The organism is Pseudomonas sp., assembly GCF_036404235.1.
Taxonomy (GTDB): domain Bacteria; phylum Pseudomonadota; class Gammaproteobacteria; order Pseudomonadales; family Pseudomonadaceae; genus Aquipseudomonas.
Map to the genome: position 1 here is coordinate 1 of NZ_DASWOT010000194.1, position 10155 is coordinate 10155.

Consider the following 10155-nt stretch of genomic DNA (forward strand, 5'->3'; position numbering starts at 1 on the left):
GTTACTCGCGACCGGCTCAGCGGATGTAACCACTCAACCCGGCACGGTCTCACACGCTGATGTCGCGCCCATGGGAAGCTGGTCATTATGAGTGGTGTTTATGCGTGACAAGCCTATCGTCGGTCGTGGCACTTCGCTGCATGCGTGGCAGGAATCCGTCAAATTGGCCGAGTTGCCGGCTATCGCCACTGAATTACTGGTGCCGCCCGGCTCACGCGCCGTGATCGTCGCCCCACACCCGGATGATGAAATCCTCGGTTTTGCGGGGTTGATGCAGCAGTTGGCGCAGCTCGGGCGCGCCATGGAGCTGATCTCGGTGACTGACGGCAGCGCCAGCCATCCCGGCTCCGATCTTTGGCCGGCTGACCGCTTGAGCATAATCCGCCCGCAGGAGAGCGCCGAAGCGCTGAAGCGCCTGGACGTCCCGCTGCACAGCTTGCAATGGCTGCGCGGTGGCTTTGCCGACAGCGCCGTTGCCACCCAAGAGGCACAGTTGGTGGAGTTTCTGCAGCGTTACCTGCGCCCTACGGACGTGGTGTTCACGACTTGGCGGCTTGACGGTCACACCGATCACGAAGCAGTGGGCCGCGCCTGTTCAGTGGCTGCGGCGGCTGTAGGGGCGCCATTGCGTGAAGTGCCCATTTGGGCCTGGCATTGGGCCGATCCAGAAGATCCACGTCTGCCCTGGGACCGCGCGCGCAAGATCCTGCTGGCCCCGGAGACCATCGCCCGCAAACGCCATGCTGCCCACGCCTTCGCCAGCCAGTTGCATGGCGACCCAATGATCGGTCTCGAACCGGTTCTGCCCCCTCACGTGCTGGAGCGCCTGATGCAATCATTTGAAGTGGTGTTCCTATGACTGACGCGACGAATACCAGCGTCACGGATGATTACTTCGATCAGTTGTTCCACAACAGCGATGACCCGTGGGCGTTCAAGCAACGCTGGTACGAGCGTCGCAAACGCGCGTTGACCCTGGCTGCGCTGCCGCGTGAGCGGTATGCGCGGATCTTTGAACCCGGTTGCGCCAATGGCGAGTTGAGTGCTGAGCTAGCAACCCGCTGCGATCGTTTTGTGGGGTGTGATACCTGCGCCTTGGCCGTTGAGCTGGCACGTGAGCGCCTCGCGGATTTCCCTCGGGCAGAGGTCCTGCAAGCACGCCTACCCCAGCAATGGCCAGCAGGTCGTTTCGACCTGATCGTGTTCAGCGAACTGGGTTATTACTTGAGCCTGGAGGACCTGCACCGCTGGATCGACCGCGCACTCGCCTCGCTGACCGATGACGGGCAACTGCTCGCCTGTCACTGGCGCACACCTATCGAAGGCTGCCCGCTGACCGCCGACCAAGTGCATGAGGTGCTGCAACAGCGCCTCGGTATGCACCGACAGAGCTATCACGAAAGTGATTTTCTACTGGATGTGTGGGCTTGGGAGCAAGGCTCAGTCGCTCAGAAGGAAGGCCTGCGCTGAAGCCGCTTTCCCTCGCGCGCTCTGCAAGATGTGCCAAAGGCTGCGAACCTCAAAAAAGCAGCCCAATGATTTCGGGGCTCTCGGCATCAGACGAACAGTGGAAATCGTTCAAAAGCGGCTTAAGTGACTGGCATTAGGCCAAGACTTGCTCCAACAAGATCCAGTGTTTGACTATCCTCACTCCTGATGGACCGCCGTCTGCATGCCTGCGGTACTCAGTGGCGAGCCCAATGCATCGCCGAAGAACCGCACAGCCTCGGCACTGAGATTGCGATGGATGTCTTCGCGATCAACACCGATGGCGTCGGTACACAACACCGGTGTGGTGGCACGCTGTTCGTCGTCACAGGGCGCCATGAATACGAAGTGCCCTGCCCCCGCCAGCAATTTAAAATCCGACACTTCGGGCAGTTTGCGCGCCAGGGCCTCGGCGTTTTTGTCGATGGCCAGCAGTTCATCGCCATCGCCGCTGTACATCAAAACAGGCACATGCACATCGGCCAGCGTGTGGCGGCCAAACATCAAGCCCAGCGGGGCCATCAGCATCAACGCACCCACGCGCGGATCAGCCTGAGGATGCAGGTCGTCACGGTCGGCCAGTAACTCGCCCTGGGTGTTGCAAGCGTCGCGATCTTGAGGACGTTCAATACAGTACTGACGCAACCGCTGCAGATCAGGCTGCGCACCGGCGAGAATCAACGCGGTTTCGCCGCCCGCCGAATAACCGATCACCCCGACCCGTCGCGCACTGATGAACGGCGAGAGCATTGGATCAAGCAATGCAGCGCTGATGGCTTCAGAAATTTGCAGCGGGCGACCGTATAAATTGCTCAGGCTACCCAGACGGCTGTGATCCATGTAGTTATCGCCGGGATGGAATACAGCCACCACGACAAAACCCTGCCGGGCGAGGGAAGTGGCTAGATCATGCTGGGCCAGTGGCGTGCCGGTATTACCGTGCGACAGCATGAGTAATGGAAAGCGGCCCATGGCGATTTTTGCGTCTTCGCCCGCCTCGATCCGATAACCCTGAACCCTGGTAACTTGCTCGGCATCGGTGGACGGATAAAAGGCGTATGCGTGCATCGGCTGGGAATCCAGCGGATCGAGAAAGTCCAATTCGTGGAAACCCACGCTCCAGAGCTCTTGCGCGCTGAGCTGCACCGAAATCAGGCTGCTGAACAAGCTAAATACCATCACTGCACAAAGACGCATCATCGCAATGCCCCTAAACCCGAAGTTCCGTGTGTGGCCAGGCATGCTTGTCTGACCCGTTGTCCCTGTGGCGCCCCGTGAACGCGGGGCTTTAGCTTGCTCTCACGCACTGCGCTTACAACGTGAGAGTGCCTGCCGAGTCAATAAGTGCATAAGCCGGGCCAGACGGCGCAAAAACAGACGACCGCCGGTAAAACAAACCAGGCTGGCACCTGCACGGTGTGGTCTAGGGCAATTTTACTGCGGACTGCGGTGAACTGCCTGCAAAGAAATCGTCAAGCCTGTCGCTTGGCTGAACGTCTGCGCAAAAAGCCAAACGCCCCGCCACCCTTTGCGTTCGGCGCAGGGTGGCAGGGCGTTCAGTTCAGCTGTGCGCACCGCTCAATCAGGGCGCACTCACCTCATCAGGCGAACAGCTCTTCCTTGATGTGCTTCTGGGCGGCAGTCAATGCGTTGGCACGGGGCTCATCGCCATAGGCCAGGCCATGGGCGAAGACGAATTGCAGATCGGTGACGCCGATGAAACCGAACAGTACTTTGAGCAAGTCTTCATGACCCACGCTGGTGGGTTGACCCACGTGCAGGCCACCGGCGGTGGAAACAATGATGACTTTCTTGCCTTTGCACAGACCTTCAGGCCCTGCTTCGGTGTAACGGAACGTACGACCGGCAACGGTGATGCGGTCAATCCATGCTTTTAGTTGGCTTGGGATGGTGAAGTTGTAAACCGGCGCACCGATGACCACGACGTCAGACGACAGGAACTCTTGCAGGATCGCTTCGTTGGATTCGACTTCCAGCTTCTGGGCAGCGTCGCGACCTTCGACCGGCGTACCGGCAGCGGCCAGGCTGGCAGCGGAAAAGTGACTCAATGCGTCATGTGCCAAGTCGCGATAGACCACTTGTGTATCAGCGTGGGTCTCTTTCCAGGTTTGAACGACGCTACGGCTCAACTGGCGCGAAGCGGAGTGATCGCCAAGGATGCTGGAATCAATGTGCAAAAGTTTCATAACGTGCTTCCCAAGTGAGAATCGCCGCTGGGCGATCGAGTGGCGATAATCCTACAGTTCAAAGCAATGGCTGATTAGTCAGCAAAAATGCGATAGTTCGTCCCACTGACAGGACAATCGAGAAAAAATGCAGGACCTTAACGATCTTTATTACTTCGCCAAAGTGGTCGAATCAGGCGGATTCGCCGCCGCAGGGCGCGCGCTGGGGATTCCCAAATCACGCCTGTCACGGCGCATCGCCGAGCTGGAAACGCGGTTGAATGCCAGTTTGCTGCAACGCACCACGCGCAAACTCGCCCTGACAGCCGTGGGTGAACGCTACCTGCAACACTGCCAGGCGATGTTGCTGGAAGCTGAAATGGCCGATGAAGCCGTAGCCACCTTGTCCGCCGAGCCACGCGGTCGTTTGCGGATTTCCTGCCCGATGGGCATGACGCACTGGAACCTGAGCGCTGTCGTCACGCAATTTCTCGGCAAGTACCCTCTGGTGCAACTGGAGTTACTGCTGGTCAATCGTCGGGTGGATCTGGTCAACGAAGGGATCGATGTCGCGCTTCGTGTGCGCGATGTCGGCGACGATGATCCTAATCTGATCGTTCGCCACCTGGCACCCGCCGCCGCCGCGCTGGTAGCGTCGCCAGCGTTGCTCGCGGGCAAGCAAATCCTCACGCCGCAAGACCTCGCAAGCCTGCCGGTGCTGGGCGCCATCGAGGCTGATCGCAAGGTGCATTTCAACCTGGTACACGACAATGGACAGCGTTTTGAATTCGCCGTCGAACCACGACTGGCAATCGACGACTTTCCGATCCGCAAAGACGCCGCGTTGGCAGGACTGGGGCTGACGATGCTGCCAATGATGAATTGCCATGTCGAACTGGCCGATGGCAGTCTGGTTCGGCTGCTACCCGAATGGTCGATGCCCAGTGGCAACTTGCAGGCGGCCTACACCCACCGGCGAGGCTCGTTACCTGCGGTCAGGGCCTGGATCGATCATGTTGCATCCGAATTTCGTGAACCCGGTTGTCAGTGATTGGGCAGCTATTTTGCAGAGCGCACCTGACTGAAAAGGAGAAATGCATGCAGATTGAAGACGTCGCACGGTTTTGCCTGAGCCTGCCGGGCACCAGGGAAGACTACAAATGGGGCGGCACACGCGTGTTCTCGATTGCCGGGAACAAAATGTTTGCGGTGATGGACCTGTCCGGCAAGGGTTTGTCGTTCAAGGTCGCGTCCGATCTGTTCCTGGGCTACGTGGACCGCCCCGGGGTTCGGCCGGCACCTTATCTGGCCCGCGCGCATTGGATCAGCGTGGCCGTACCCTACTCCATCGCAGATGATGAGTTACGTGACCTGCTGACCCGTTCGCATCAACTGGTGGTCAGCAAATTGCCGAAAAAGCTACAGGTCGCGCTGAAACTCTAGACGGATCAGTAAAAGTGCCGCGCCAGGAAACTCCCGCCCAGCACCAAGCGATCTATCCAGAACAACTCATGCAACACAACGATGCCCCAGAACACCACTTGATAAGACACCTTGCGCGTCTTGTGCCGCAGCACTTGCTGGCCGATCAATGCCCCCGGCCAGCCACCCAGCAACTCCAGAGCGTGCAAGACTTTCTCAGGCGTTCGCTGGCCGTCGGTTCTTGCTCGATGCTTGTCGTGCCAATACAGCAAAAACGTCAGCGCGCTGATCAACACATAAGCTGCTGCCGGTATCCATGAGCCGCCATCCAGCCACAGTTTGACCACTCCATAGCCCGGCAACGCGCACAGCACCCACAGTGCAACCAGTTTGGTGCGTAAAAAGCGCACAGCCGGTTTAGGACGATTTGTCGAAGGACGCTTGCCGCCCTCATAGCCCCGCTGCTCCATGGTTCTTTACCCTTGCACACTGGACCAGTCGATCCAGCCAAACTGCCAGGTCGCCAGGATCAACAGACCGAACACGATACGGTAGTAGGCAAAGAGCGCGTAGCTGTGGTTAGCGATGAATTTCAACAACCCCTTCACGGCAATCATGGCGAAAATGAAAGAGGTGATAAACCCCACTGCGAATACCGGGAAATCGCTCGGTAGAAACAGGCTGTGGTACTTATAGCCCGAGTACACAGAGGCTGCGACCATGGTTGGCATCGCGAGAAAGAATGAGAACTCAGTAGCCGTCTTGCGCGACAAACCAAACAGCAAACCGCCAATGATCGTAGAACCGGAGCGGGACGTGCCGGGAATCATCGCCAGACATTGTGCGAAACCGACTTTCAGCGCGTCAGCCCAGGTCATTTCATCCACGGTTTCAGCATGAACCACATGCTGACGACGCTCAGCCCAGAGCATGACGAACCCGCCAATCACCAACGCCGATGCCACGGTGATCGGGTTGAACAGGTACTCGTGAATCAAGTCGGCGAACAGAACGCCCAAGACCATCGCCGGCAGTACGCCAATGATCAGGTTTGCAGTAAACCGCCGTGCTTTTGGATCGGTGCTCAAGCCGCCCACGACATCAACAATCTTGCGCCGAAACTCCCATACCACCGCCAGGATTGCACCCAACTGGATGATGATATTGAATGCCATCGCCCGTTCGCCGCCAAAATTGATCAAGTCCGCAACAATGATCTGATGGCCTGTGCTTGAGATCGGCAAAAACTCTGTCAACCCCTCGACAACCCCAAGTATTAACGCCTGTACGGCGGTCCAAAGTTCCATCATTCCCCCAGGAGACCGTATTCATGACACGGTTCTTAATATTTTTTTTGCAATCGCGGCGAACCATAGACGATTGAATGTCAACGCCGCATGAAAGGTTCAGGATTGCTAGCACAAACACGCAAGCGCGGCGATGCTAGCAGACGTCCCAGCCAAACGCTCTAGCATGAATAATGGCGTGCGAGTTTTGACCTTACAGCACAAACGGTTACCGTTTGCCTATGAGCTGCGGTCACTATTTCTCACGGTTATCCATACCCCTCCTACAGACGTAAAGCGCTTACAATCGCCGGCCGATTTTCCATCGGTTTCACTCACGGCTTTAATATCAGCAGGAGTCGCCAATGTCAGGGCTTGAACTGTTCGCCGCCGCGCTCGGTGTGACCGCCGTCTGGCTTACAGTCAAACAGAACGCCTGGTGCTGGCCGATCGGTCTGGTGATGGTGTTGCTTTACGCCTGGATATTCTTTGACGTGAAGCTCTACTCAGACATGCTGCTGCAAGTCATTTACGCGGCATTGCAAGTGTATGGCTGGTGGCAATGGACCCGACGCGGCGCGCTGGCAGGCGGCAGAACCGTAAGTTCGCTGGGTGGCGGCGCCCTGCTCATCAGCCTTGCGCTGGGCGCCTTGGTGAGCCTGGCGTTGGGTGCCGCCATGGCGCGCTTCACCGATGCGGCGCAACCCTGGCTGGACGCGACCCTCACCGGTTTCAGTTTGGTGGCGCAGGTCTGGATGGCGCAAAAGCGCGTGCAATGCTGGCCACTGTGGATTGTGCTGGACATTATTTTCGTTGGCCTATTCCTTTATAAAGCGCTGTACGTCACGGCAGCGCTTTATGCGTTGTTCATCCTGCTTGCGGTGCAAGGCTGGCGCGATTGGCGAGCCGACCCGGCATTGGCGCATTGAGGCGAACGATGAAAGTTCTGGTCCTGGCTGGCCCTGAATCCAGCGGTAAAAGCTGGCTGGCCGAGCAACTACAACAGCAGTTTGGCGGCGAACGGGTCAGCGAATACGTTCGATACTTCATCGACCACACGCAACGCGACACCTGCTACGCCGACATCAGCGCCATCGCCCAAGGGCAACTTGCCTGGGAGGACGCCGCCCGCAGCCTCGCACCTGAGTTGCTGATTCTCGACACCCACCTGTTGAGCAACATCCTGTGGAGCCAGACGCTGTTCGGCGCTTGCCCCGACTGGCTGGAACAAGCGTTGCTGACGCGTCGCTACGATTTGACACTGCTGCTGGCAGCAGAAGGTGTCGAATGGATCGGCGACGGACAACGCTGCCAGCCCGAGCTCCCTGCACGCCAGGCGTTCTTTGAAGCAAGCCAACGCTGGCTGGACCAACATCATCAACCGTATCGGATTGCTGGCGGAAGCTTGAGTGATCGCCGTGAACAGGCATTGCTGGCGGTGACCCAATTAATGAACACTGCCGCCCCGCGACCGGCGGGAAACCCGTCGTAAATCTGTACGTGCGGTGTAACAGACACACCGCGCACTCGGTGTGACAGGCAGGCCGCGCGCATATTCTCAGCGTATCTGGTGTTTGTGCAGCAAGCGGTAGAACGTCGGCCGTGACACCCCGAGTACTTTCGCCGCCACACTCAGGTTATCGCTATGCCGCGTCAGTACGTCACACAATGCCTGGCGCTCGGCGCGAGATTTGTAATCGTCCAGGGTGCCCATGCTCGAGCTGATGTCATCCTCACCTAACAGTCCCAGATCAAACGCTTCGATCTGTCGTCCTTCGGCCAGCACCAGGCCACGGCGCACGCGATTTTCCAGCTCACGGACGTTACCGGGCCAATCGTGCTTGCCCATGGCAACCAATGCGTCCTGGCTAAAAGTTCGCGGGCGGCGGCCGGTTTCCTGACTGTAGAAGTGGGCAAAATGATTGGCCAGTAACGCCAAATCCCCATGCCGCTCGCGCAACGGAGCAGTGCCCACTTGCAGCACATTCAGGCGGTAATAGAGGTCCTCACGAAAGTGTTTCTTACGGATTGCAGCTTCGAGGTCGATGTGGGTGGATGCCAACACGCGGACGTCAATGGGCACTGACCGCTCGCCAATTTGCAAATGCCTGCCCTGCAAAAACCGCAGCAGATTGGCTTGTACGTCGAGTGGCAAATCGCCGATTTCGTCGAGAAACAGCGTCCCGCTATTGGCCGCTTCTATAAGGCCGACCTTTCGCGGTTGAGCGCCAGAAGAAATATCGTCCGGGTAGCCGAACAGCTCAAATTGCAGCAAATGCTCGGGAATGACCGCGCAATTGATGGACACAAACGGTTTGTCACGGCGTTGCGATTGCGAGTGCAGGGTGCGTGCAACCAACTCTTTGCCTGTACCGCTTTCGCCGCGGATCAGTACCGGTGACTCGGTGGGCGCCAATTTGCTCAGCAACCGGCGCAACTCACGGACAGGACGGCTTTCACCGAGCAGCTGATGGTCTTGCCCAGCGACATCATGGGTGCCTTTAGCACGAAGGCGCGCCATGCCATAAGCCCGGCCCAAGGTGACCTGAACCCGAGCCACATCAAAGGGCAAGGTATGGAAATCGAAAAACCATTCGCAGACAAAGTCACCGATCTTGTCGCGGCGCAGATCATCCGGCGTCAACACTGCAATCCACTCCGTATTACTGCGAGTGATCAGCTCTTTAACGACTTCTGGGTGTTCGAAATGCTCCGGCATCAATCTGATCAGACCAACGTCACATGGATGAGACACTGCAGACTGCAACGTGCAGCTGTCCACTTCCCATCCGGCATTGCGCAGGCCAGGTATTAACTGAAGGCTTTCATCGCACGGTTCGACAATTAACAGGCGACGGGTTGCTGCCAGCTCATGCATATAGGTTCCTTGGCGCCGAGATTCAAAATAGGATCAATTAAAAAACATTTTAGAAACAGCGTCTTGGCGACCCCGAAAGCTACATTAACAAGTTTTTTGACGCCCTCTTGGACCGATTATCTATAAGGCTAAGATCGAAATGTGCTTAACAAAAACCGAGAAGGCTAATGGTGTCATCGACCCATTGAGCACAGGCATCAGATTGGCACTGCGGCAATTTGCCTCGGTCCACGCACAGCCTTGTAATACGAGGCTTACAGCGAAGGTGCGGAAATTATTTTAAGAAGCCTTGTGACTTACCCGCCCTTAGCGGTCATCAGTACAAGTAACCAACCGAACGGGACGCCCGCCGACGGTGAGTGAATGGATACGGGCATTTGAGGACACGTCATGAACGCCCCATTGCGCTTTAACGAAGCACTGTTGATCGCCGGTCACGCTTTTCACCCCTTTCAATGCGTCGCCTGGGCGCCTCAGGATGGCAACGGCGAACTGAGCCTGACGGTTATCGACCGAACCAATAACCGCATCGGCCGCAAACAGATTCCAAGCAGCGCTTATTGCGATCCGAAACAACTGGCCCAAATGCTCGAGCAAGCGCGGGCAGAGATCAGCGGCGAAGGCTATAGCCTTGAGCCTTGGTCGATGCCAGCGTAAGAGCAGCTTTTAGCCACAAGCCTCAAGCGGCAAGAGAAAAGCCAACCGAGTCGGCTTTAATCAGGTCGCGAAATAGCGGTGTGTGAAGAGGGGACGCTCTCAACCAAGATTGCTTGATCGTTACCGATACCCTTGCTCAGCCCAACGCCTGGGTAATGACCGCAAACTGCCGGACAGCACCGCACGCCTGCGGTGCCGGGCCGCGAGACATCTGCACGACGGTGCCGACGTCGGCCAG

12 protein-coding genes are annotated in these 10155 nt (G+C 57.6%); 7 read left to right on the top strand and 5 right to left on the bottom strand.

Going from position 1 to position 10155, the window contains the following annotated elements:
• Positions 1-100: 100 nt before the first annotated feature.
• Together VGC62_RS24500 and VGC62_RS24505 are read left to right on the top strand one after the other, a co-directional pair.
• Positions 101-859 (top strand): PIG-L family deacetylase, encoded by a 759-nt coding sequence (locus VGC62_RS24500; RefSeq protein WP_331189662.1) that lies wholly within the window; start codon positions 101-103, stop codon positions 857-859.
• A complete protein-coding gene (locus tag VGC62_RS24505; protein ID WP_331189663.1) occupies positions 856-1470 on the top strand; it encodes a class I SAM-dependent methyltransferase in 615 nt (204 codons plus the stop codon). Before VGC62_RS24500 ends, VGC62_RS24505 begins: the two co-directional genes overlap by 4 nt.
• A 177-nt stretch (positions 1471-1647) precedes the next feature.
• On the opposite strand, the gene VGC62_RS24510 is transcribed toward VGC62_RS24505, so the two are convergent.
• Together VGC62_RS24510 and VGC62_RS24515 are read right to left on the bottom strand one after the other, a co-directional pair.
• The gene (locus tag VGC62_RS24510; RefSeq protein WP_331189664.1) at positions 1648-2688 is read right to left on the bottom strand and encodes a dienelactone hydrolase; all 1041 of its coding nucleotides are present in this window, start codon (positions 2686-2688) and stop codon (positions 1648-1650) included.
• Between the two features lie 401 nt (positions 2689-3089).
• Positions 3090-3695: an FMN-dependent NADH-azoreductase gene (locus VGC62_RS24515; protein WP_331189665.1), complete on the bottom strand. Its 606-nt coding sequence runs from the start codon at positions 3693-3695 to the stop codon at positions 3090-3092.
• Between the two features lie 127 nt (positions 3696-3822).
• On the opposite strand from VGC62_RS24515, the gene VGC62_RS24520 reads away from it, so the two are divergent.
• On the top strand, positions 3823-4725 hold the full coding sequence (locus tag VGC62_RS24520) for a LysR substrate-binding domain-containing protein (protein ID WP_331189666.1): 903 nt from the start codon (positions 3823-3825) through the stop codon (positions 4723-4725).
• 47 nt (positions 4726-4772) lie between these two features.
• Positions 4773-5117, top strand: coding sequence for an MmcQ/YjbR family DNA-binding protein (locus VGC62_RS24525; protein ID WP_331189667.1), 345 nt, complete (start codon positions 4773-4775; stop codon positions 5115-5117).
• Positions 5118-5122: 5 nt separating this feature from the next.
• Here the strand turns inward: VGC62_RS24525 and VGC62_RS24530 are convergent, their stop codons facing one another.
• Together VGC62_RS24530 and VGC62_RS24535 are read right to left on the bottom strand one after the other, a co-directional pair.
• Complete coding sequence (locus tag VGC62_RS24530) at positions 5123-5566, bottom strand: DUF1294 domain-containing protein (RefSeq protein ID WP_331189668.1); 444 nt, start codon at positions 5564-5566, stop codon at positions 5123-5125.
• A 6-nt stretch (positions 5567-5572) separates the two neighbouring features.
• On the bottom strand, positions 5573-6403 hold the full coding sequence (locus VGC62_RS24535; protein WP_331189669.1) for an undecaprenyl-diphosphate phosphatase: 831 nt from the start codon (positions 6401-6403) through the stop codon (positions 5573-5575).
• 344 nt (positions 6404-6747) lie between these two features.
• Here VGC62_RS24535 and pnuC point away from each other — a divergent pair, with 344 nt between their 5' ends.
• Both pnuC and VGC62_RS24545 read left to right on the top strand, forming a co-directional pair.
• Entirely contained in the window at positions 6748-7311 is a 564-nt protein-coding gene (gene pnuC / locus VGC62_RS24540) for a nicotinamide riboside transporter PnuC (protein ID WP_331189670.1), read from the top strand.
• An 8-nt stretch (positions 7312-7319) separates the two neighbouring features.
• A complete protein-coding gene (locus VGC62_RS24545; RefSeq protein ID WP_331189671.1) occupies positions 7320-7874 on the top strand; it encodes an AAA family ATPase in 555 nt (184 codons plus the stop codon).
• A 66-nt stretch (positions 7875-7940) separates the two neighbouring features.
• Here the strand turns inward: VGC62_RS24545 and VGC62_RS24550 are convergent, their stop codons facing one another.
• Positions 7941-9260: a sigma-54 dependent transcriptional regulator gene (locus VGC62_RS24550; RefSeq protein ID WP_331189672.1), complete on the bottom strand. Its 1320-nt coding sequence runs from the start codon at positions 9258-9260 to the stop codon at positions 7941-7943.
• Between the two features lie 390 nt (positions 9261-9650).
• Here VGC62_RS24550 and VGC62_RS24555 point away from each other — a divergent pair, with 390 nt between their 5' ends.
• The gene (locus tag VGC62_RS24555) at positions 9651-9917 is read left to right on the top strand and encodes a hypothetical protein (protein ID WP_331189673.1); all 267 of its coding nucleotides are present in this window, start codon (positions 9651-9653) and stop codon (positions 9915-9917) included.
• The last annotated feature ends 238 nt before the right edge of the window (positions 9918-10155 follow it).

Coding starts and splice junctions, on each gene's coding strand:
- VGC62_RS24500 (WP_331189662.1), top strand. CDS start 101: ATGCGTGACAAGCCTATCGTCGGTCGTGGCACTTCGCTGCATGCGTGG.
- pnuC (WP_331189670.1), top strand. CDS start 6,748: ATGTCAGGGCTTGAACTGTTCGCCGCCGCGCTCGGTGTGACCGCCGTC.
- VGC62_RS24510 (WP_331189664.1), bottom strand. CDS start 2,688: ATGATGCGTCTTTGTGCAGTGATGGTATTTAGCTTGTTCAGCAGCCTG.
- VGC62_RS24545 (WP_331189671.1), top strand. CDS start 7,320: ATGAAAGTTCTGGTCCTGGCTGGCCCTGAATCCAGCGGTAAAAGCTGG.
- VGC62_RS24520 (WP_331189666.1), top strand. CDS start 3,823: ATGCAGGACCTTAACGATCTTTATTACTTCGCCAAAGTGGTCGAATCA.
- VGC62_RS24530 (WP_331189668.1), bottom strand. CDS start 5,566: ATGGAGCAGCGGGGCTATGAGGGCGGCAAGCGTCCTTCGACAAATCGT.
- VGC62_RS24515 (WP_331189665.1), bottom strand. CDS start 3,695: ATGAAACTTTTGCACATTGATTCCAGCATCCTTGGCGATCACTCCGCT.
- VGC62_RS24525 (WP_331189667.1), top strand. CDS start 4,773: ATGCAGATTGAAGACGTCGCACGGTTTTGCCTGAGCCTGCCGGGCACC.
- VGC62_RS24550 (WP_331189672.1), bottom strand. CDS start 9,260: ATGCATGAGCTGGCAGCAACCCGTCGCCTGTTAATTGTCGAACCGTGC.
- VGC62_RS24505 (WP_331189663.1), top strand. CDS start 856: ATGACTGACGCGACGAATACCAGCGTCACGGATGATTACTTCGATCAG.
- VGC62_RS24535 (WP_331189669.1), bottom strand. CDS start 6,403: ATGGAACTTTGGACCGCCGTACAGGCGTTAATACTTGGGGTTGTCGAG.
- VGC62_RS24555 (WP_331189673.1), top strand. CDS start 9,651: ATGAACGCCCCATTGCGCTTTAACGAAGCACTGTTGATCGCCGGTCAC.